16 protein-coding genes are annotated in these 21092 nt (G+C 60.2%); 8 read left to right on the top strand and 8 right to left on the bottom strand.

Annotated features, from left to right (window positions below):
- Window positions 1–31: 31 nt before the first annotated feature.
- Window positions 32–514, bottom strand: a complete 483-nt coding sequence (locus NKH95_RS22235) for a hypothetical protein (protein WP_352893180.1) — start codon at window positions 512–514, stop codon at window positions 32–34.
- 372 nt (window positions 515–886) lie between these two features.
- On the opposite strand from NKH95_RS22235, the gene NKH95_RS22230 reads away from it, so the two are divergent.
- Window positions 887–1603: a hypothetical protein gene (locus NKH95_RS22230; RefSeq protein WP_352893176.1), complete on the top strand. Its 717-nt coding sequence runs from the start codon at window positions 887–889 to the stop codon at window positions 1601–1603.
- A 201-nt stretch (window positions 1604–1804) separates the two neighbouring features.
- On the opposite strand, the gene NKH95_RS22225 is transcribed toward NKH95_RS22230, so the two are convergent.
- Both NKH95_RS22225 and NKH95_RS22220 read right to left on the bottom strand, forming a co-directional pair.
- Window positions 1805–3220: a mannose-1-phosphate guanylyltransferase/mannose-6-phosphate isomerase gene (locus tag NKH95_RS22225; protein WP_352893279.1), complete on the bottom strand. Its 1416-nt coding sequence runs from the start codon at window positions 3218–3220 to the stop codon at window positions 1805–1807.
- Between the two features lie 240 nt (window positions 3221–3460).
- Window positions 3461–4447, bottom strand: a complete 987-nt coding sequence (locus tag NKH95_RS22220; RefSeq protein ID WP_023711832.1) for a nodulation protein NodZ — start codon at window positions 4445–4447, stop codon at window positions 3461–3463.
- A gap of 976 nt (window positions 4448–5423) precedes the next feature.
- Between NKH95_RS22220 and gmd the strand changes: the two genes are divergently transcribed.
- From gmd to NKH95_RS22205, 3 genes are all read left to right on the top strand, one after another.
- Complete coding sequence (gene gmd, locus NKH95_RS22215) at window positions 5424–6494, top strand: GDP-mannose 4,6-dehydratase (protein ID WP_023692482.1); 1071 nt, start codon at window positions 5424–5426, stop codon at window positions 6492–6494.
- Window positions 6494–7438, top strand: coding sequence for a GDP-L-fucose synthase (gene fcl, locus NKH95_RS22210; protein ID WP_023689384.1), 945 nt, complete (start codon window positions 6494–6496; stop codon window positions 7436–7438). Before gmd ends, fcl begins: the two co-directional genes overlap by 1 nt.
- A 350-nt stretch (window positions 7439–7788) precedes the next feature.
- Window positions 7789–9210 carry a phosphomannomutase gene (locus NKH95_RS22205; protein WP_352893172.1) on the top strand — a complete coding sequence of 474 codons (1422 nt, stop codon included), beginning with the start codon at window positions 7789–7791 and terminating at the stop codon, window positions 9208–9210.
- Window positions 9211–9379: 169 nt separating this feature from the next.
- On the opposite strand, the gene NKH95_RS22200 is transcribed toward NKH95_RS22205, so the two are convergent.
- The 4 genes from NKH95_RS22200 to pdxR form a co-directional block, all read right to left on the bottom strand.
- Window positions 9380–11776: a transketolase gene (locus NKH95_RS22200; RefSeq protein WP_352893168.1), complete on the bottom strand. Its 2397-nt coding sequence runs from the start codon at window positions 11774–11776 to the stop codon at window positions 9380–9382.
- Between the two features lie 51 nt (window positions 11777–11827).
- Window positions 11828–12778 carry a PDR/VanB family oxidoreductase gene (locus tag NKH95_RS22195; RefSeq protein ID WP_352893165.1) on the bottom strand — a complete coding sequence of 317 codons (951 nt, stop codon included), beginning with the start codon at window positions 12776–12778 and terminating at the stop codon, window positions 11828–11830.
- Window positions 12779–12784: 6 nt separating this feature from the next.
- Window positions 12785–13276, bottom strand: coding sequence for an MOSC domain-containing protein (locus NKH95_RS22190; protein ID WP_023704114.1), 492 nt, complete (start codon window positions 13274–13276; stop codon window positions 12785–12787).
- A 159-nt stretch (window positions 13277–13435) separates the two neighbouring features.
- Window positions 13436–14932 carry a MocR-like pyridoxine biosynthesis transcription factor PdxR gene (gene pdxR, locus NKH95_RS22185; protein WP_502895306.1) on the bottom strand — a complete coding sequence of 499 codons (1497 nt, stop codon included), beginning with the start codon at window positions 14930–14932 and terminating at the stop codon, window positions 13436–13438.
- An 83-nt stretch (window positions 14933–15015) separates the two neighbouring features.
- Between pdxR and NKH95_RS22180 the strand changes: the two genes are divergently transcribed.
- Together NKH95_RS22180 and NKH95_RS22175 are read left to right on the top strand one after the other, a co-directional pair.
- Window positions 15016–16248: a trans-sulfuration enzyme family protein gene (locus NKH95_RS22180; protein WP_352893159.1), complete on the top strand. Its 1233-nt coding sequence runs from the start codon at window positions 15016–15018 to the stop codon at window positions 16246–16248.
- Between the two features lie 52 nt (window positions 16249–16300).
- Window positions 16301–17203, top strand: coding sequence for a dihydrodipicolinate synthase family protein (locus tag NKH95_RS22175; RefSeq protein ID WP_352893155.1), 903 nt, complete (start codon window positions 16301–16303; stop codon window positions 17201–17203).
- A gap of 527 nt (window positions 17204–17730) precedes the next feature.
- Here the strand turns inward: NKH95_RS22175 and NKH95_RS22170 are convergent.
- Window positions 17731–17973, bottom strand: coding sequence for an ATP-dependent DNA ligase (locus NKH95_RS22170; RefSeq protein ID WP_023796262.1), 243 nt, complete (start codon window positions 17971–17973; stop codon window positions 17731–17733).
- Window positions 17974–18365: 392 nt separating this feature from the next.
- Here NKH95_RS22170 and NKH95_RS22165 point away from each other — a divergent pair, with 392 nt between their 5' ends.
- Together NKH95_RS22165 and NKH95_RS22160 are read left to right on the top strand one after the other, a co-directional pair.
- The gene (locus NKH95_RS22165) at window positions 18366–18824 is read left to right on the top strand and encodes a (2Fe-2S)-binding protein (protein ID WP_023689394.1); all 459 of its coding nucleotides are present in this window, start codon (window positions 18366–18368) and stop codon (window positions 18822–18824) included.
- Window positions 18825–18827: 3 nt separating this feature from the next.
- On the top strand, window positions 18828–21038 hold the full coding sequence (locus tag NKH95_RS22160) for a xanthine dehydrogenase family protein molybdopterin-binding subunit (RefSeq protein ID WP_352553823.1): 2211 nt from the start codon (window positions 18828–18830) through the stop codon (window positions 21036–21038).
- Window positions 21039–21092: the final 54 nt, after the last annotated feature.

The following is a 21092-nucleotide window of genomic DNA, read 5'->3' as shown; positions in this document are numbered from 1 at the left end:
GAGGAAATGGTGGAAATAGCGACATCGGCTATCATGCCGGTTCGGCTACGGTTCTTTCAGACCTCTCGATTTGCGCTTCAATTTTCGCCCGGGTGGTTTTGGTGGCAAGGTACTCAACCAATTCTGCAGCGTGGTTTTCGCAGCCCTTTGCCTGCTTTCGAAGAATCGAGACGTGGTCAGAAAGTTCTTCCGTTGTGCAGAGGCCTATTGGAACCAGAGACCGTTCGCCGTTCCGAAGCACAGGATACGATTTGACTAAGCGAGTATGGCCAGGAAGGACCATCTGAGGGGACGCAGGATCGTCGCTCATGCCCACGCGCTTCAACATACGTGTAACGACACCCACAAGTTCTTTCTTGGCAAATGCTCTGTAGAAGTCGGCATGCGGGCCTGTCAGAGGTTTACTTTTGAATATCTCCTCAACGATTTCGCTTGGCTGCGCGATCTGGCCAGCCTCCATCCGTTGCCCGATGAGTTTATGCAGCTCAGACAGAAGCGCAGAGTCTTTGGCCATGACTTCTATCCCATCAATTGTTGAATGGTGAAGCTGGTAAAGCCTAAACGGCCGTCAATCCGTTCGTAGGGCCACAGCATCCAAACTAGACGTGAATCACTGGTAAAGTTGAGTGGGCATCATCCGCCGATTCTAAGATTTGTCAAAGTCGTTGTCCTGACTTTGTTCGAATTTGCAGGTGACACGACACAGGCGAACCTCAGGCGGCTGCCGGGACAATGCCGCAACTGATAGATCGCCGGCCACGAAGCTACCGAACTCTCAAACCTGCAGCGCTACGTGTTGGCAGGTCAGGCGGAGGTCGGCCTCTCTAAGGCGGCCCTTGCAGCCAACGCCCTTCGGTCCACCGCCCTTGAAGTCGAGGCGCACCCTATGAAGTGGGCAGAACATGTTGCGCGCCGGGGCGACTGGGTATTCGACCGAGTGGGTGTGGCGCTTGACACCGCCGCCGACCGTCTAGCTGTCCAAGGTGCTCTGCCCCGATGGATCGCGAACGCCTGGACTCAGGAGCAAGATCTAGGCATCTCGCGGCATGGTTTCGATGACGGCCAGGCTTGCCTTTGCTGCATGTACATGCCGACCGGGAAATCCAAGGACGAACACCAACTGGTCGCGGAGGAACTCGGAATGCCGGAAGCACACGATGAGGTAAAAACGCTCCTGCAGACCAATACCGGAGTCCCCAATGAGTTCGTAGCTCGGGTGGCTACGGCGATGGCTGTGCCGTTTGGGCCGCTCGCCGCGTTTGTTGGCCAGCCCCTCCGTTCCTTTTGTCAGCAGGCTATCTGCGGCGGGTTCCAGCTTAGCGATGGAAGTCGTCTCGTTCGAACCGTGGTTCCGATGGCCTTTCAATCAGCGCTTGCCGGGATCATGCTTGCCGCAGACCTGGTCAAGCATAGTGCGGGTTTTCCGATGAGTCCGACGACCAGCACTCGCGTGAATCTACTGCGCCCCCTTGGTTCTTACCTCCATGATCCGAAAGCCAAAGATTCCAGCGGCCGCTGCATCTGCAGCGATGAGGATTTCGTTGCCGCCTACAGGCTGAAATACGGCTGTGCCGTTGAACAGCTGAGCAACGGGTCCGCCTAAAAAGATCTGAAGTCTTCGTTACCGCGGACGGCGCGCTGTCAAGCGCTCACGGATGTTTTCGACCAGGATCGAGTGCCTGATGAGAGTGCGGGGCGGATACTATGACACGCTCGGCCCGCTGCTTTGTCAATGTTAGGCCCAGAACCCACGACAGAGATCCTTGAGCGACGGCTCGCCGTTTAACGTTTTTTGTACTGTTATCTACGTTCGACCATATTCGTCGTCGAAGCGAACGATATCATCCTCGGCGAGATAATCGCCGCTCTGCACTTCAATGATAACCAGGTCAATTCTGCCTGGGTTCTCGAGCCGATGCTTATGGCCGCAGGGGATGTAAGTAGATTCGTTTGTCCCCAGGAACAACTCCTGCTCGCCATTGACGATTTTGGCGGAGCCGCTGACCACGACCCAGTGCTCCGAACGATGATAGTGCATCTGCAGGCTCAACTGGCGACCGGGCTTCACCTCGATGCGTTTGATCTTGAAGCGCTCGCCTTCCTCCAGAACCGTATAGGTACCCCAGGGCCGGTGTACCGTGCTATGGACCAGATGAGCTTCATGTCCCGAAGCCTTGAGGCCCTCGAAGAGCTTCTTAACGTCCTGAACGCGGTCGCGGGATGTGACAAGCAAAGCGTCCGGGGAATCCACGATCACCAGATCGCTTACGCCCACCGTGCCGATGACGCGCTTGTCGGAGCTCACATAGGTGCCGGTCGTGTCGACCATGTGCACATCGCCGCGTATCCTGTTCCCGCTTTCGTCGGGGGCGATCAAATCGGCCATTGCGTTCCAAGATCCGATGTCGTTCCAATCCATGTCGCAGGGAATCACGGCAAGTCTGTTAGTCTTCTCCATGACAGCGTGGTCGAGCGAGATTCGCGGCGCGGAACCGAAATGCTCAGGCGCGAGTTCGATTTTGGCAAAGCCTTGGCATTGACTGGCGCGGCCGTTCTCATAGCTGTCGGCGACGGCCTGGAGCACCTCGGGACAATGCAAAACCATCTCGTCGAGCATGGTTTGCGCACTGAAGCAGAAGATGCCGGCGTTCCAGAAGAAGCGTTGAGACGCGACATAGGCTTTGGCTGTCTCCAGATCCGGTTTTTCAACGAAACGGACGACGTTCTCACCATCTGCTTCGATGTAGCCGAATGCGGTGTCCGGTCTGGTTGGGGTGATGCCCAATGTGGCGATCCGCCCGAGCTTCGCATGTTCCATGGCCAGGCCCATGACGTCTAAAAACGCAGGCAGGTTGCTAATCAGGTGATCGGCCGGGAAGACGCACAGGATCGCGTCAGGGCCTTGCGTTGCCCTCGCATGGATCGCGGCTGCAGCCACGGCGGCGGCCGTATCCCGAGCTTCGGGCTCGAGCAGAAAGGTGCGTGGCAGGACCACGGAATCCAGTTCGTCAAATTCGTCCTTGGTCAGGAAGAGGTGGTCCCCGGATGTCACAGCGACGAGTTCCACGACACCTTCTATCGAAGCGGCGCGCAGCACAGTCTGCTGAATGAGAGAATATCCATCCGCCACTTTGAGGAAAGGTTTGGGGTGCGATTGCCTTGAGGCGGGCCATAGCCGCGATCCGGCTCCGCCGCTGATGATCACGGGAATGACTTTCATAACCAACCTCAATTTCGTCTCTGGAGTGATCGCCCGCGTTCTTTCGAGCGTCAGCGTCACGATCGCCGTCGCTCTGGCTTGTCTGCGGCCCCCGCGTAACAGCGAAGTTCTGGCGCGTTGCAGGCGGCGTCAGATGACGACGGTATCGGTAATGTACGACGCCTCCACTGGCGTCGGTGAGAAATGCGCATTCAACTATGCCTGTTGGTTGCGTCTGCCGAATTGCGCAGGTGGCGGGTCTTAACTGAGATCAGAGACTTGGCTGCCTTCTATCAAAGTCAAACGACTTGGCTCTTTCAGATCGAATTCAATTACCCGTGGTGCGAAAAGGCGTGCATATCGTGTAAAGGCGCTCGTCGGGGGAAACCGAATTACGGTATCGCAGCGCCCGAGAAGATACATCTCAACGAGGGCGGAAATTCCGCCGTCAATCCCGAGTGCTGCAGTGTGTAAGGGGCCACCTTGATTGGATCCGAAGTGCTTCGGGACAGTGAGCAGATCGGGAAACCTGGCCGACAGAAGATCCAGTATCCGCGCGCTGTCCGTGCATAAGAACAGCCGCACAGGCCTGGGGTGCGGTAACGCCTTAGCCTTGTCAATTGCAGCGCACACTTGCCGAACGGCGAGCTCCGGATCGGCCCAGTAGGGCGCATGCTCCATGATGTCTTCACCGTTACCGTGCCGAACATGAATCCCGATGATGCTGTGCCCCTCGAAACATTCCTGATAAATGGCATCTATGCGGGCTTGAATTTCTGGCCGAGGCTGGACACTCTGGAACACCTGCCGCTCTGCATCCTCATCGCACCGCCACATCAGACAAGCGTCACACACTACTGTGTTCGCTTCGACATCGTGTTCGGCCTGAAAGAGCTCGCCCAACTCATCGCGCTCTTGGAAAATCTGCTCATCTGGCCGGTAAAGGCACTCGATCGCCGGCCTGTTCCACCACTCCGGGAAGAATGGACCAGGGAAGGAAACGTCGTTGATCCGGTCGTCGGAAATAGCCGGCACGCCAGCGATGTCATTGATCGGCTGGAAGAACACCGGAAACGCATTTGTGAAGGGTTGGTCGAGGTAGCAGGCCCCCCGCCAGTCGATGACTAGAGTTCGTCCCGACCGCTGCGCGTAGCGCCAAGCGGCCGCCAATGACCACAGACAATCACCGAACCCCGTACGCCTCCGAGAGACGACGAACCGGCGCTTTTCCAATCCACTAACATGCATTTTCGGAAATCTCGTTCAGAGAGGAGGTTGCATCCGGCTTGGTATCCTTAGTTGGCACGTAGACCCTGACGCCGGGCGCTTGGCAGAGGCCGGGCCATAGGGCAGAAGAGCTCACTCAGCACTGCCCACTAATCCCGTGACGCTCGCACAGCTTGAAGCCGATGCCCTCGCTTCCGGTTCCGCCTTCTCTACTGGGCCTCCGCGGCATATGTAAAATCTATTGAGTGGATGCCGGCCATCCATGTGTTGGATGCCATGACGAAGGGGCTCGGCTGACGCGGGCCCGGCCAATAGAGCCGAAACAGCCGGGAAACGCTGCGACACTGCCTGCCGAAGCAAATCATTCCGTCGACGCCAGACGCCAAGGGTGCAAGGCTGCATACAGCAACCGGTACCGGGCGAGATGAGGTCGACAGCTCGACGTGCCTGGAACCAGCTGATCGACAGAATCTGCAGTCTGCTCCCAAAGTTCTGCACGACCTGTGCCGGATGCTGTGGTGAGGGCTCGCGGCCACGAACTTTGTCCTCGCCCCGAACGGAAGCTCGGGACCTACGACTCCGGGCCGGCGATGCGCCCCGGCTGCTCGGTCAGACCATCCATTCTGTGGATGCACTTTATCCAAACAATCGATTTCACTGATCCAAACAATTCCCATTAGAAGACGCTGAAGCAAGAAAGAAGGGCGTCCTCACTCGCTGATAGATGAGCAAATCAGCTGCAAGGTGCTTGGAGTACAGTCGCTCGCGGCGTGAGCTGAGCGGCACTCTGACCGCATGTACGAATCCCAGTTAGCGGCGCAACTCTATTTTGCTGTGACTCCAAGCAAGAGCAGGTGTGCTCGGCTGGCAGACTGCCAATGACGAGCTTCGCGCCGCATCTGTCGAAGTGCTCCATAGGGCACGGGGCGGGCCGCACATTGTGTCGGCGTGGCGAGCCGGAGCCGAAACTTTAAACTTTAGATAGAGCAGGAATAGAATGGGCGATAGCAGAAAAGTTGCTCTTATTACAGGCATAACTGGACAGGATGGTGCCTATCTTGCCCGTCTTCTTCTCAAAAAAGGCTACATCGTTCATGGGATTAAGCGACGTTCCTCTTCCTTCAACACGGGTCGTATCGAAGACCTCTACCAAGACCCGCACGAATCCGATCCGCGCCTGATCTTGCATTACGGTGACCTCACTGATTCGACTAACCTCATCCGCGTGGTTCAGGAATCTCAGCCAGACGAAATTTACAACTTGGCTGCTCAGAGCCATGTGCAGGTGTCGTTCGAAACACCTGAATACACAGCAAACGCGGACGGTATCGGTACATTGCGACTTCTTGAGGCGATTCGCCTCCTCGGTCTGACGGACAAGACCCGCTTCTATCAAGCCTCGACTTCGGAGCTATACGGCCTCGTGCAGTCCGTACCGCAGAACGAAACGACGCCCTTTTATCCGCGCAGCCCTTACGCCGCCGCCAAGCTCTACGCCTACTGGATGGTCGTCAATTATCGCGAGGGCTATGGTATGCACGCTTCCAACGGCATTCTTTTCAATCACGAAAGCCCCCTTCGTGGCGAAACTTTTGTGACGCGCAAGATCAGCCGCGCTGCCGCTGCTATCTACCTGGGCAAGCAGGACAAGCTTTATCTCGGCAATCTCGATGCTCAACGCGATTGGGGCCATGCGCGTGAGTACGTGCGAGGTATGTGGATGATGATACAGCAGGATCAACCGGATGATTACGTGCTGGCTACGGGCAAAACGACTCCTGTCCGCCAATTCGTCGAGTGGGCTTTCGAAGATATCGGCGTCGAGATCGAATGGCGTGGCAAGGGTGTCGGCGAAAAGGGCTATGATGTAGCGAGCGGCAGATGCCTAGTCCAAGTGGACCCACGCTACTTCCGCCCCACGGAAGTCGATCTTCTCCTGGGTGACGCTACCAAGGCGAAGGAGAAGCTCGGCTGGGTGCATGAGACATCCGTGCGCGAGCTTGCTGCGGAAATGGTGCGCGAAGACCTGAAGGTCATGCAGACATCTGTAGTCATGAAGGAAGCGTAATGTATGATCTGAACGGAAAAACCGTGTGGGTCGCTGGCCACAAAGGTATGGTGGGCAGCGCTGTTGTACGCCGACTCGCGTCTGAAGACTGCAAAGTTGTGGCCGCCCCTCGGGGAGAGCTAGACCTCAAGCGACAGACCGAGGTTGAAAACTTCGTGGCAGTGATGAAACCGGACGCTATCATTATGGCGGCGGCAAAGGTAGGTGGTATTCTCGCGAACGCCACCTATCCGGTCGACTTTCTTTACGACAATCTGATGATCGAGGCCAATATCTTCGCGGCAGCCCACGAAAACAATGTCGACCGCGTCCTCTTCCTCGGCTCGTCTTGCATCTATCCGAAGATGGCACCACAGCCCATTCCTGAAAGCGCGCTTTTGACCGGGCCACTAGAGCGCACCAACGAATGCTACGCCGTCGCCAAGATCACCGGCATCAAAATGGCTCAAGCCTATCGCCAGCAATACGGCCGCGACTACATCTCCGCTATGCCGACGAATCTCTACGGGCCAGGCGACAATTATGACTTGCAGTCAAGCCACGTCATCCCAGCGCTGATCCGGAAAGCGCATGAAGCTAAGCTCATAAGTGATAAGCAAATCACCATCTGGGGCACGGGCACACCACGTCGGGAATTCATGCACGTCGACGACTGCGCCGACGCATTAGTCTTCCTTCTGAAGAACTACTCTGACCATGATCACGTCAATCTCGGCTGCGGACAGGACATCACGATCCTAGAGCTGACTAGAATGATCTGCCGTGTAGTCGGATTTACTGGGGAGATCGCGCATGATCACTCTAGACCTGACGGTACACCGCGAAAGCTCATGAGCGTCGACAAGCTGCGCACTTTGGGGTGGGCAGCAAAGATCACTCTCATGGAAGGCATCGAGAGTGTCTATCATGCATTTCTAAACGGGAGCTACACCGAACGGCGATAGATAAGAGGATTTGCTGCGTCTCAGGCCTGTACGCGCTTTCGGAACCCAGAGCTAATGTAGACTGAGACAATCACTCGATGGCGATAGCGCTCATGTGAGCCAGCCGCGAGGAGCCCCGCCGGACCCGGACCCCATCCGCTCCAACCTCGTCCTTGAAGGTCACGGTGCGCTGCCCACGCCGACGCCGACTGCGTCAATCCTCACAAGGGTAACCGTCGATAACCGAACGCGTCTACGGTAACCGAATGTACTTCTTGTTCTCGTCCGAGGGATCTGTCGATGGGCATTCCGGACGAGCCAAAGTTTGAGCATGTTACCTTCAAAACCCGGTTAGCAACGTCGGATTTGGTATGAAATTCGGAACAAGTGGATTACGGGGCCTGGCGACAGAATTGGCAGGAGCCGCCTCTGCCCTATATGCAACGGCATTCGCGACATTCCTGCTGGAATCCGGCCTGGCCAGAATTGGCGACGAGATACTCATAGGGCGCGACTTTCGCGCCTCGAGTCCGGCCATCGCCGCCGTCTGTGCGGCGGCACTGTCCGCGCTCGGCTTCATCGTAGTCGATTGCGGCGCAGTCCCCACCCCTGCCCTGGCACTGTATGCTCAGGCGCGTAAGAGTGGTTGTTTGATGATCACAGGCTCGCACATTCCGGCCGACCGTAATGGAATAAAATTCTATCGACCCGACGGTGAGATCGACAAGGGTGATGAGCGGGAGATAACGCGCATCGCCTTGCAGCTGGAGAAGCGCGGATACGTCCTTGAAGGTGCTGTTGCACGTCGGCAGCACCGGGAGGCCGAATGCAAGGCCTTTTTCATGGCGCGCAATCGAAAGCTTATGGAGATTAATGCTCTAAAGGGCTTAACGGTGGGCGTATATCAGCACAGCACAGTCGCGCGCGATCTCTTGGTTGACATTCTCTCATATCACTGTGCGACGGTCGTAACCCTGGGACGTTCGGAAGGTTTCATTCCTGTCGACACTGAAGCGGTCTCTGACGAGACTGCTCAACAGTTCAAGCTCTGGGCCAAAGAGCATCGGCTTGATGCGGTCGTCTCGGCAGATGGCGATGGTGACCGCCCACTGGTAGCTGACGACCACGGAGACCCCCTTCGCGGTGATTTGTTAGGCCTGATTACGGCGAACTTCCTGCAAGCGAAGGCAGTCGTCACGCCGGTCACATCAAACTCTGGTATCGAGACCGCAGGTTCTTTTAAAGTCGTGCGTACCAAGGTTGGATCGCCATTTGTTATTGCTGCCATGCTCGATTTGGTTGCGTCGGGTCACGAGCGCGTGGTTGGTTTCGAAGCAAACGGTGGTTTGTTGACCGGCACGGACTTTGACCCGAACGGAACTAAACTGCCAGCGCTACCTACACGCGACAGTTTTCTCCCCATCCTCGCGGCACTTTCCCTTGTTAATACAAGTGGGCAGCCACTGTCGGAGATTAGCAGTTCCTTTCAATTGCCGGCGGCGGCGGCGGATCGCTTGGAAAATTTTTCCGTCGAAAGCAGCACTCGCCTCATGACATACCTTCGTACAGCGGAAACTAACATCGCCGCCTTCGTCGGGTCGATTGGAGTGGTAAGCAAGGTTAGCGATGTTGACGGACTTCGTATCACTCTCGCGGATAAGCGTGTCTTGCATTTGCGTCCATCCGGAAATGCCCCGGAAATGCGGTGCTACGTCGAAGCCGAAAATCGGGAGGACGCGGAGCTTTTGCTCCGGACTGGATTGGATCGAATTCGTAATTGGGCGCAAGGCTAAATAAAAGCCGCCTCCCTGCGTATTCCCAGGTGACCCTGGGGGTCGCACAAGCTACTCAAGCGCGATCAGAACGTCCACAGTGTCCCGGCCCTGTCCGCTTTGAAGCGAACCGGAACGCCCGTGGAAACAGCCGATCCGTACCAGCCACGGAGCATCCGGTCGCTCATGGTCAAGGCAGCGCCTTCCGGTAGCGAACAGCCGGTCCCGCACTGACCGCCTGCGCCGCATGTACGATGGCGTTGGTGTCCAGGCCGTGGTGACGGTATAGGTCCGCAATAGTCCCCGTCTGGCCGAACTGCTCGACCCCTAGCGCCTTCACGCGATGCCCGTTAACCCCACCGAGCCACGCGAGCGTCGCCGGGTGGCCGTCGATCACGGTGACGATGCCGCAGTCACGCGATAGCGGCGCGAGCAGCCGCTCGATATGACTCAGGGCGCCAATCGCGCCACGCTGCCGGGCACGTTCCGCCGCCTGCCAGCCCGCATTAAGCCGGTCCGCGGAGGTGATCGCGAGCAGCCCGACATCGCGCCGGTCCTCCGCCAGAAGACCCGTCGCGGCAATCGCCTCCGGCGCGACGACGCCTTGATAAGCAATGACGACACTCGCGTTGGGCCCAGGCGGACGCAGCCAATAGGCGCCATTGACGATGTCCCGCGCGAGCGCCGGGTTCATGTCGCGCAGCGGCTGCTCGAGCGGCCGGGTTGACAGGCGAAGATAGACCGATCCTCCGGTCTGATCACGCAGCCACGTCGTCTCATCCGGATCCCCCTCGCCATTACGTTGCATGTAATCGAAGGCAAAGCGCATGATCACGGACAGTTCGTCGACGAAGGCCGGTTCGAAGGCGCAAAGCCCATCCTGCGCCATGCCGATCAATGGGGTGCCGATCGACTGGTGTGCTCCGCCCTCGGGCGCTAGCGTCACGCCCGAGGGCGTTGCGACCAGCATGAAGCGCGCATCCTGATAGCAGGCGTAGTTTAGCTGGTCGGCCGATCGGTAGATGAAGGGATCATAGACTGTCCCGATCGGCAGCAGGCGCACGCCATTGATCGAGTGCGAGAGACCGAGTGCCCCGAGCATGATCATCAGGTTCGACTCGGCGATCCCGAGCTCGAGGTGCTGCCCCTTCGGCCCAAATTCCCAGGTAAAGGTCGACGGAATGCGTTCGGCCTTGAAGGTGTCCGCCATGGTCTCCCGGGCGAAAAGGCCGCGCCGGTTGACCCAGCCACCGAGATTGGTCGAGACCGTCACATCGGGCGAGGTGGTGACAATGCGGTCGGCAAGCAGACTGCGCTCGCGTGCGATGTCGTTCAGGATCTGGCCGAACCCCATCTGGGTCGAGAGCGGCTTGCCGGGCTGCCCCGGTGACGGAAGGGTTTCAGGCACCGGCACCGACGGCGCAGACAGCCTCCTATGCCCCTCACTGAAGAACGGCGCCTTTGCGAAGAAGGCGTCAAGTTCCGCTTCCGGCAAGGTGGCGGCCGCCCATTTGTCCCACTCCTCACCCCGCTTTACGCCCATTTGCAGGCGGTAGTCTTCCATCTGCGTGGGCGTCATCTGCCCCGCGTGGTTGTCCTTGTGTCCGGCAAGCGGCAGACCGTAGCCCTTGATGGTGTAACAGATGAAGCAGACGGGACGGTCATGCCTGGACGCCGCCTCGAAGGCTTCGAGGAGGCTCGGCATGTCATGCCCGCCAAGGTTCGTCATCAACGCCTGCAACTCGTCGTCGGAGCGGCGTTCGATCAGAGTGGTGACCGGCCCTTGGTCTCCGATCTCGTCGAGCAGCCGCTTGCGCCAGGCAGCACCCCCTTGGAAGGTCAGCGCCGAATAGAGCTGGTTCGGACAGCGCTCTATCCACTCGAGCAGCTTCTCGCCCCCCGGCTCGGCAAAGGCAGCCTCTTGCAGAGCGCCGTGGCGCAGGACCATCACGTCCCAGCCGAAGTTGCGAAAAATCTGCTCGAAACGCTGCCAGAGGCCCTCCCGGATCACGGCGTCGAGCGACTGGCGATTGTAGTCGACCACCCACCAGCAGTTCCTGAGCCCGTGCTTCCAGCCTTCGATCAGGGCCTCGTAGATGTTGCCCTCATCCATCTCGGCGTCGCCGATCAGGCTGACCATTCGGCCCTCGGCACGCTCCTTCATCCAGCCGTGACCCGAGACGTAGTCCTGCACCAGCGACGAGAACAGCGTCTGAGCAACGCCGAGACCCACCGACCCGGTCGAGAAGTCGACATCGTCGACATCCTTCGTCCGCGAAGGGTAGCTCTGCGCGCCCTTGTAGCCGCGGAAGTTCATGAGCTTTTCGTGGGTCTGGTTGCCCGCCAGATACTGAAGTGCATGGAAGATCGGCGCCGCATGGGGTTTGACCGCCACCCGATCCTGCGGGCGCAGGACCGAACCGTAGAGCGCGGTCATGATGGTACTCAGCGACGCGGACGAGGCCTGATGCCCCCCGACCTTGATCTCATCGCCCTCGCGGACGTGGTTGGCGTGGTGGATCGTCCAGGCTGCGAGCCAGGAGACGCAGCGCTCGATCTCGTTCAGATATTTCAGTTTCCTCGTCATTCAGTTTCCCGCAAATCAGCTGCCGGTCTCACAGGACCCCCGCCCAAATGGTCAAAGATCGAGTTTCAACACACCTGTCGCGCGCGACACACAGGGGATGAAGCGGTGGCCGCGTGCCTCCTTGGACAGGACGGCATCCCGATGGATCGGCTGTCCCGCCAGCATTGCGCATTCGCAGGTCCCGCACACCCCGTTCTCACACGAGGCCATCAACGGCACACCGGCCGCACGCAAGGCGGCCAGTGCCGTGGTCTCAGCCGAAACCTCAACCACCCTGCCCTCAGCCAGTTCTATGACGAACGGTTCCGGTGGCGCGCCATCAAACTCGGGAGGCTGGAAAGTTTCGAAATGAACAATACCCTCGGGCCAGTGTTGAGCCGCGCGCCCCACAACCGCCATGAAGCCAGGCGGTCCGCAGTAGTATGTCTGCGCGTCGTCCGAACGGTTCGCCAGCAGCGCGGCGATGTTCTGCCGGGTCTGAGGCTCGTCGTCGAAATGGATCCGCACATTGCCGCCAGGAAGATCGCTCCCGATCGCCGCCAAGAGTGGCGTGAGCGCCCGGCTGCGGGTGAAATAGTGCAACTCGAAGGGCTTGGCCTGCCGGGTGAGCGCGCGCGCCATGGCCAGAATCGGGGTGATCCCGATTCCCCCTGCCAGCAGCAAAGTCGGCCCCTCGCCTGGCTTGAGCGCAAAATGGTTGCGTGGCGCGGAGACAGGCAGTGTGGAGCCGACGGCAATGGTTTCGTGGATCCACGCCGAGCCGCCACGGCCGTCATTCTCGCGCTTCACCGCGATGGTGTAGCGGCCAAGCTCGGTCGGGTCGCCGCAAAGTGAATACTGACGCACCTTCCCTTCAGGCAGATGGACGTCGACGTGAGAACCCGCTTCGAACGCCGGCAGCACAGGTTTGCGTGGGTGTTTCAGGTCGATGACCAGCACGTCGCCCGGCTCCTTGCGGGCGGCGGTCACGGTCAGCTTCATGATGATGCGCGGCGAGGCCATGGCGTTTCACTCGTCGATGGGCAAGATCAGATCACCGGGGCGGATCACGCCCCCGACCTCGATTGTGCAGTTCAGGCCGGAGCGGTTCAGAAGCCCCTCGTAGAGACCCGGAAGCCCGAGCAACTCCTCGATATACTTGCACGGCACATTCATCCGGGCGGCCCTGAGAATCGTTTCCCCGACCCGGAAGCGTTTGCCGACAAGATGGCTAAGCGGAACGCCTCGTGTCGTCAGATTGCGCCGGTGATCTTCGGGTGCGAGCTTGGCCTTGAAGCCCGGAATTCTGGGTTCGCCCTGCGCGATGGCGTCCAAGACTTCAGCTTCGATCAGCGTCACTTCGCGAACGTCAGGACGCGCGGAATAGGTCCCCGTCCCCAGGTAGTAGCGGTCTCCGACAACGCCTTGGCCGGCAATAAGCTGCGCCTGCGCCAGCTCCTCCATTTCATAGGAGGCGGCAGGCGCGATATGGACGTGAAGCAGCTTTCCTCGCCAGGTCATCATCGCTCTCGGAAATTCGTCTCGTGGAAACCTGCTGCAAAACTGGCCTGATCAACAGCGCCAGTTGCATGGCATTTTCCCGGTCCAGTTGGCTGTTTGGAAAGAAACACGGGGGGCCCTCGGACCGTTTTCAGCGCCAGCTTTCGGCGTCGCCCCGGCTCAGTTGTTCCGCGCCGGCATCGCGTCTTGCACCTGCTTGACAACCTCTCGCAGGACCTCAACGCCCTTCCCGATCTGCCGAATGCTCAAGGCGGCATAGCCCATGACAAGTCCGACGCGATCGGTGCGGCCTTCGTCCGATGGCCGTTCGTAGAGCGGCGAGATCAGGTGTAGCCCCAGGCCAGCGTCGCGGGCGGATTCGACCAAGGCCGTTTCCCGCGATCGTGGCAGGTCATTGAACCAAACCGCGACGTGCAGTCCCGCATCTGCTCCCTGGACAGTGATGCGATCCCCGAAGCTATGCTGCAAGGCACCCAACAACGTTTCCCGACGCTCGCCGTTCAGCCTGCGCACACGGCGCACATGGCTTTCGTAGCCGCCGCTCTCGATCAACGATGCCAGCGCTTCCTGTTCAGCGACCGGCGAATGCCGGTCTGCGAATTGTTTGGCGGTTGCGAAGACCTCCTGCAATTCGGGCGGGACGACGAGGTAGCCGATGCGCAGCATCGGCGAGAGCGTTTTGGAGATCGTGCCGAGGTAGATGACAGCCCCGTGGTCCTCGAGACTGTGCAGCGGAGGGACCGGATTGATGTCGTAGCGATATTCGCTGTCGTAGTCGTCCTCGATCACATAGGCGTTGTTGTGCCGCGCCCATTTCAGAAGCTGATGGCGGCGCGCGATCGGCATGACGCCGCCCAGCGGAAACTGATGCGATGGCGTCACATAAGCCAGTCGTGCTCCGATCCCCGCCAGCAACTCGGTCCTCATCCCGTCTTCGTCGACGATGACCGGGATGGGTGAGGCACCCGTACTGGCAAAGACCTGACGCGCCATCCTGTAGCACGGATCCTCGATGACGAAACGGTCGGCGGGATCGAGAAGCAGGCGCGCGCACAGATCAAGGCCCTGCTGCGAACCGTTCACAACTATGATCTGGTCGAGGTCGCAGCTCAGGGTCCGGGCGCGCCAGAGATAGCCCTGAAGCGCCTGGCGAAGCCGGCGCGAGCCGCGAGGATCGTCATAGGCAAGACGCAGCGGGCGCTGCCCCATCGCCTCGTTCATCGCGCGTTTCCAGACCAATGAAGGGAAATCCGACGGCGCGAGGTCGCCATAGCGGAACTCGACCTTCAGCCCAGTCGGCAGATAATCTGGCCAGGGTGACGTCGCGCGCAGCCGCTCGCCAAATGCGGACAGGTGGATTGGGCCGACCCGTTGCGCGTGAGTGCGCCCCGTCCCATGGCCCATCAACGAAGACGCAACGCGAGGTCGTGCGCCTTGACGGACTTCGATGAAACCCTCCGCAGCCAGTTGTTCATAGGCGACCGTCACCGTGGTTCGCGAAACGCCGAGGTCATTTGCCAGGGCCCGGGAGGATGGCAACTGACTGCCGGTTTCGTAGACGCCGCCGAGGATTTGCTCGCGAAGGGCTTCGTATATCTGGCGTGCACCCATCGCGTGCGAGCGCGCTGCAGACCCGGCACTTGAAGACTGGACCATCTCTTTCATCGCCAACTGGATATTTCACATTGGCCAGGTTGCCGTCAATCTTTCGGAACCCCAAGAGAAATCGCAGAGGCCGAATGACCAGCTCCCATCAATCCGAAACCGATGCTCCCACGGGGTCGCTCAACCGCACCAGCCCCGGATTTGCCACCCGGGCGATCCATCATGGCTACGATCCGGCCGGCTTTTCCAATGCCGTCCAGCCGCCAGTGTTCCTGACGTCAACCTATGGGTTCGAAAGCGTGGCAGCAAACGATGCCGCCGCCGCCCTTGGTGGAAGGCTCTATGCGCGCGAATACAATCCCACGACCGAGATCCTCGAGCAGCGGCTCGCGAATCTGGAAGGAGCCGAGGCGGGGCTGGTTGTTGCCTCGGGGATGGCGGCCTTCGGCACTCTGATCCTGTCGCTCCTGTCCCAGGGCGATGAACTCATCGTCCACAACACGCTTTATGCGAACACGCTTGCCATGGTCGAACAGGCGGTCCCCCGCTTCGGCATCAAGGTCGTCGCGGTCGATCTGTCAAATCCCCACAATCTCGATGCTGCGATCACCGAGCGGACGCGGCTGGTTTTCTTCGAGACGCCGGTGAATCCGCTGAGCCGCATCCTCGACATAGCGGCAATTGCCGAGCGCGCTCACGCGCGCGGTGTAAGGGTTGCAGTCGACAGCACCTTCGCCTCGCCCGCGCTCCAGCGACCGCTTGAGCACGGGGCGGACATCGTGCTCCATTCGATGACCAAGTACATCAATGGTCATGGCGATGCCCTTGGCGGGGCGCTTCTCGGCGACGCCCAAACGCTCCGTACGCTGCATGAAACGGGCCTGCGCTACATCACCGGCGCAGCGCTCTCGCCCATGTCAGCTTTCCTAATCCTGCGCGGTCTCAAGACGCTGACGCTGCGTATGGAACGGCACAGCGCCACAGCCCTTGCGGTGGCTCGGGCGCTGGAAGCGCACCCGGCGGTGGCATTTGTGAGTTATCCGTTCCTCGACTCGCACCCTGATCAGGTGACGGCGCGAAAACAGATGTCCAACGGATCGGGCATGTTGGCCTTTGGCCTCCACGCTGGATACGAAGGAGCGCGCCGGATGATGGACCGGCTCAACCTGATCATTCGCGCCGTTAGCCTCGGCGATGCCGACAGCCTCATCTATCATCCAGCAAGCCTCACCCGTGCTCGGCAGCCGATCCGCAAGGATGCCCATTTGGCCGATGGAGTCGGCGAGGATCTCATGCGTCTCTCGGTGGGGCTTGAAGACGCTGATGACCTGATCGCCGATCTGCGGCGGGCTTTGGACGTCTTGTAATGACCTGGCGTGCGGCCACCTCTGCGCTCACACATAGATCTGGAGCCTTGCCATGGCATTCCTGAGCGGTCTTTCCGCGTTCCCCATCACCCCGACCAATCGTGACGGCCGCGTCGATAGCGTTGCCCTGCGCAGGCTGATTGCTCGGCTTGGCATTGCTCAGGTCGATTCCATCGGTCTTCTCGGCAGCACCGGCACATACATCTATCTGTCGCGCGAGCAACGGCGGCGGGCGCTCTCCGAGACCTTGGACCAAACGGCGGGGCAAATGCCGGTCGTGGTGGGTGTGGGCGCGCTGCGCACCGATGAAGCCGTGGGGCTCGCGCAAGACGCCAAGGCCCTTGGAGCAGCTGCGGGTTTGCTTGCCGCCGCCTCCTACACCCCGCTTACTGATGACGAGGTGTTCGATCATTTCTCCACCGTGGCGCGCGAAAGTGGCCTGCCGATCGTCGTCTACGACAATCCAGGAACGACGCATTTCCATTTCAGTCCACCCCTTGTCAGCCGCCTGGCAAAGGTGGCTGGGATTGTCGCCATCAAGAATCCGACAGACAAAAGCGATGCGATCAACAACCACCTGACCGCCCAGAGGCGCACACTGCCGGAAGGGTTCTCGATTGGTTACAGCGGCGACTGGAACGCCGCCGAGGCCATGATCGCCGGCGCCGACACATGGTACAGCGTCCTCGCGGGCATCCTGCCCGAGGTCTGCATGACGATCGTCACAGCGGCGCAACAGGGCGATGCGGCCGAAGCGCGACGGATCAATGCCGCGCTGGTCCCGATCTGGAGCCTCTTCAAGGAGTTCTCGAGCCTTCGCGTCGTCTATGCACTCGCTGAATTGCTCGACGTTTGCAGTGCCGAACCCCCGCGTCCCATCCTGCCTCTGCCCCCAGCAGCCAAGCGCCAGATCGCCGCCGCGTTGAAAGGTTTGCCATCGGATGCCAGCCGGTGAACAGCAAACCCCGTGCGGCAAGTGAAAGGTATTTAGCCGCTCATTTCGAGAACTGATCGAAAACAACGCACTCGGCGTGCTGATAGCCATGGCTGGAGCGGTCTCGACGCCAATCACACCCCCTTCGAACTCGACAATCGACTGCGGAGGTACAGACTGCGCAGGGCACTCCGCCCATGCCGCACCGTTCGCCTTCAAACTAGGAATCGGTGGTTTATCCATTGGAATGGCATCGAGCCGGCGCTTTACTTCCGGCCCGGTGCGCGCATTGAAGCCGGTGCCAATGCCGCCGGCGAACACCAGATTTCCGTCCTCGACATTCGCCAGAGCACGCTTCCCGACCCCCGTAACTGTTGCCGGGTTCGCAGCCGATGACGATGAACTCATCACTCAGCACGCATTTTGTCTCACCCATTCTTGGCGCCGGCCGGATCGATATGGACTGACACGCAGCTTGGAGACGATGCCCTCGAGGCCGAACTGGGAGACTTGCGCGAGAATGTCGCTGCCGCCGCTGATCTCGTCGCTCAGAACGATGCCGTTTGGCGGCGTCTCAGCAGGTTAACTAGCGCTTTGCGCCGATCGACGAGTGGCCGATCGCGAAGACCCTCGCCGTCGATCTCGAGCAGGTCGAAGCCGGCAAGCATGGTCCTGACGTCTCCCGCCGCGGCCAAGAGCCCGCTGAAGACTGGGAATGCGCGACAAGCCTTCTGGTCAACGACGAACGCCTCACCGTCTATTATCGCGTCCGAGGCGCCGAGCTCGGCCACCGCCCGGGACGATAGCCGGAAACCTGAGGGTCCAGTCGTGGAGGTTGCGGGTCGAGGTAGGCCCCCATCGATAGTAGTCCCATTTCATTTCGTGTAGCCAATCAGGGCCCTGCCGGACGCGGCCGACCAGCGGTCGATGTTCGCGACGACCCGAATGTCCAGTCTCGTGTAACCCAGCCTAAAGCGGCCTGTCCGCCCAAAAAATGACATTCAGTTGCCTCCAGCCTTTCGACACGACCCACTTCACGATCTCGTAACTCGCCAACCTAGCGGCTTGTTGCTTGAGCTGCGCGTTCCTACGGTGTGGTCGCTAGGCCTCAGCAACAAGAGCTCGGTTGCCAGGCGGGCGGAGGCTCAACGAGATAGCCAGCTCAGGACAAGGAGAGCAAGCAATGGTCGCTTTTACCCTCAATGGCGAGGCGCGAACACTCGACGTCGATCCAGAGATGCCGCTGCTCTGGGCGGTCCGTGACGTCATCGGACTCACGGGAACGAAATTCGGTTGCGGGCTTGCCCAGTGCGGCGCTTGCACGGTTCACGTTAACGGCATGCCGACGCGCTCGTGCCAGACCGCAGTCGGCGACATCGAAGGAGCCTCGATCACCACCATTGAGGGTGTGTCGGGCAAGATAGGCGAAACGGTCCAGGCCGTGTGGGCCGAGTTCGACGTACCTCAATGCGGCTATTGCCAGTCTGGCCAGATCATGTCGGCCGTGGCCCTCCTTACAGAAACGCCTAAGCCGACGGACGATGATATTGATTCGGCGATGAGCGGCAACCTCTGCCGCTGCGCCACCTATCATCGCATCCGCGCGGCCATCCACGAGACCGCCAACCGGCTGGAGACTTGAGGCATGTCGCAGTTTCTCTCGAAGCATACTGCCGTGCGGCCCACGCGCCGCTGGTTCCTCGTCGGCGCGGGCGTCACCACCGGCGGCCTCGCAGTGGGCTACCGGCCAGTGCTGGCCGCGCCCGACATCGCACAAACGACCCCTGCAAAGGTTCAGGCGAACCCGTTCCAGACCTATGTCGAGATCACAAAGGAGAACCGAATCATCATCCACTCCTCGCAGTTCGAGATGGGACAAGGCTCCTATTTCGGCATCGCCACCCTGGTTATGGAAGAGCTCGACGGCGACTGGGCGCAGGTGGACGTGGTCGGCGGATATGGCAATACCGCGTTCTACGGCAATCTCGCCTGGGGCGGGGCCGCACAGGCAACTGGTGGCTCCACGTCGATGGGCTCGTCGTGGGAACGCTACCGCAAGGCGGGTGCTGCCGCACGGGCCTTGCTGGTGGCGGCCGCGGCGCAGCGGTGGGACGTGCCAGCCGGCGAGATCAAAGTCGCTTCCGGGGTCGTGTCGCACGCCTCAGGGATGCAGGCGCGCTACGGTGACCTGGCTGAAGCCGCAGCGGGAATGCCGGTTCCCGACGACGTGCCGCTAAAGCCGCGCGACAAGTGGGCCCAGATCGGATCGGACAGCCTCAAGCGCTACGATTCCGCCGGCAAGACCAACGGCGCGCAGACCTACACGATCGACCTCATGATGGAGGGACTCCAGACGGCCGTTATGATCCATCCGCCGAAGTTCGGCGCCGAGATCGAGAGCTTCGACGCAACCAAGGCCAAGGCACTCGACGGCATTGTCGATGTCGTCCAGACGCCGCGAGGCATTGCCGTGGTTGGCAGGGACACCTGGACGGCGCTGAAGGGCCGCGACCTCGTGGAGGTGACCTGGAACGAGGAGAAGGCCGAAGAGCGCGGCACGGCCGAGATCATGGCCGAATACAACAAGGCAGCAGACGATCTGGGCGCGGCCACCGCGCGCGACGACGGTAACACTCCCGCAGCGTTCGCCAGTGCTGAGAAAATCATCGAGGGGCACTACGAATTCCCCTATCTTGTCCATGCTTCGATCGAGCCACTCAACGCGGCCGCCCGAATCAACGAAGACGGCACCATCGACGTCTGGGGCGGACACCAGATGCCCGACCTCTATCAGGCGGCTGCCGCTCAGGTAGGCGGCACCACGCCGGACAAGGTGAGGCTGCACGTGATGAAGACCGGCGGCAGTTTCGGCCGCCGCGCGGTCTTGGATGCAGATGTCATTATCGAAGCTGTTTCCACAGCGCGTGCACTGGGACGCGGCAAGCCAGTGAAGGTGCAGTGGACCCGCGAGAATGACATGCGGGGTGGGCGGTACCGGCCGGCCTATGTGCACGCAGTCAAGGCGGGGCTCGACAAGAAAGGCAATGTCGTCGCTCTCCATGACCACATCGTGGGCCAATCGGTCTTGGGCGGTTCGACCTCTGCGGCGATGATCAAGAACGGCATCGATCCAACCTCCGTAGAGGGCGCCACCAACCTGCCCTATGCGATCCCGAACCTGAAGGTCGAGCTGACCACCACGGACGTGAACATCCCGGTGCTGTGGTGGCGTTCGGTAGGCTCCACCCACACCGCTTACGCGGTGGAAACCCTGATCGATGAGCTCGCCGCCGCTGCGAACCGTGATCCGGTCGACTTCCGCTTGTCAATGCTCGGTCACCATCCACGGCATGCCGCCGTGCTTAAAGTGGCTGCTGAGAAGGCAGGCTGGGACAAGCCTCTGCCGGAAGGCCGTTTCCGCGGCGTGGCCCTGCATGAAAGCCTCTCGACCTATGTCGCCGATGTGGTGGAGATCACCCTGAACGATGAAAATGGTTTCAAGGTCGACCGCGTCGTCTGCGCGGTAGATTGCGGCACCGCGATAAATCCTGACCAGATTCGCGCTCAGATGGAGGGCGGTATCGGATTCGGGCTAGGTGCGATCCTCCAGGAGGAGCTGACCCTGAAGGGCGGTGTCGTAGACCAAGAGAACTACGATACCTATACACCGCTCAGGATCGAGCAGATGCCGCGAGTCGAGGTGCACATTGTGCCGTCCGAGGAGCCGCCCACGGGAGTTGGTGAGCCAGGTGTGCCGCCGATCGGCCCGGCCGTCGCCAACGCGCTACGGGCGGCGACGGGCAAGACTATCCGCAAGCTGCCGATTATAAAGAACATGTCGGGAATGACACCATGAAACAGCCGCGATGAAGATCGCGCCGTTTTCGAACGCCTCCTGACAGGCGCTCAT

Source organism: Mesorhizobium sp. M0848 (assembly GCF_040319805.1).
In the GTDB taxonomy this organism is placed as follows: Bacteria; Pseudomonadota; Alphaproteobacteria; order Rhizobiales; family Rhizobiaceae; genus Mesorhizobium.
The sequence above is the reverse complement of the archived record's forward strand: the minus strand, read 5'-3'. Positions and strand labels throughout refer to the sequence as shown.

What these genes read in the sequence shown, in the direction of transcription:
- NKH95_RS22235 (WP_352893180.1), bottom strand. Translation starts at nt 514, where the DNA reads ATGGCCAAAGACTCTGCGCTTCTGTCTGAGCTGCATAAACTCATCGGG.
- NKH95_RS22230 (WP_352893176.1), top strand. Translation starts at nt 887, where the DNA reads ATGAAGTGGGCAGAACATGTTGCGCGCCGGGGCGACTGGGTATTCGAC.
- NKH95_RS22225 (WP_352893279.1), bottom strand. Translation starts at nt 3,220, where the DNA reads ATGAAAGTCATTCCCGTGATCATCAGCGGCGGAGCCGGATCGCGGCTA.
- NKH95_RS22220 (WP_023711832.1), bottom strand. Translation starts at nt 4,447, where the DNA reads ATGCATGTTAGTGGATTGGAAAAGCGCCGGTTCGTCGTCTCTCGGAGG.
- gmd (WP_023692482.1), top strand. Translation starts at nt 5,424, where the DNA reads ATGGGCGATAGCAGAAAAGTTGCTCTTATTACAGGCATAACTGGACAG.
- fcl (WP_023689384.1), top strand. Translation starts at nt 6,494, where the DNA reads ATGTATGATCTGAACGGAAAAACCGTGTGGGTCGCTGGCCACAAAGGT.
- NKH95_RS22205 (WP_352893172.1), top strand. Translation starts at nt 7,789, where the DNA reads ATGAAATTCGGAACAAGTGGATTACGGGGCCTGGCGACAGAATTGGCA.
- NKH95_RS22200 (WP_352893168.1), bottom strand. Translation starts at nt 11,776, where the DNA reads ATGACGAGGAAACTGAAATATCTGAACGAGATCGAGCGCTGCGTCTCC.
- NKH95_RS22195 (WP_352893165.1), bottom strand. Translation starts at nt 12,778, where the DNA reads ATGGCCTCGCCGCGCATCATCATGAAGCTGACCGTGACCGCCGCCCGC.
- NKH95_RS22190 (WP_023704114.1), bottom strand. Translation starts at nt 13,276, where the DNA reads ATGACCTGGCGAGGAAAGCTGCTTCACGTCCATATCGCGCCTGCCGCC.
- pdxR (WP_502895306.1), bottom strand. Translation starts at nt 14,932, where the DNA reads ATGGTCCAGTCTTCAAGTGCCGGGTCTGCAGCGCGCTCGCACGCGATG.
- NKH95_RS22180 (WP_352893159.1), top strand. Translation starts at nt 15,016, where the DNA reads ATGACCAGCTCCCATCAATCCGAAACCGATGCTCCCACGGGGTCGCTC.
- NKH95_RS22175 (WP_352893155.1), top strand. Translation starts at nt 16,301, where the DNA reads ATGGCATTCCTGAGCGGTCTTTCCGCGTTCCCCATCACCCCGACCAAT.
- NKH95_RS22165 (WP_023689394.1), top strand. Translation starts at nt 18,366, where the DNA reads ATGGTCGCTTTTACCCTCAATGGCGAGGCGCGAACACTCGACGTCGAT.
- NKH95_RS22160 (WP_352553823.1), top strand. Translation starts at nt 18,828, where the DNA reads ATGTCGCAGTTTCTCTCGAAGCATACTGCCGTGCGGCCCACGCGCCGC.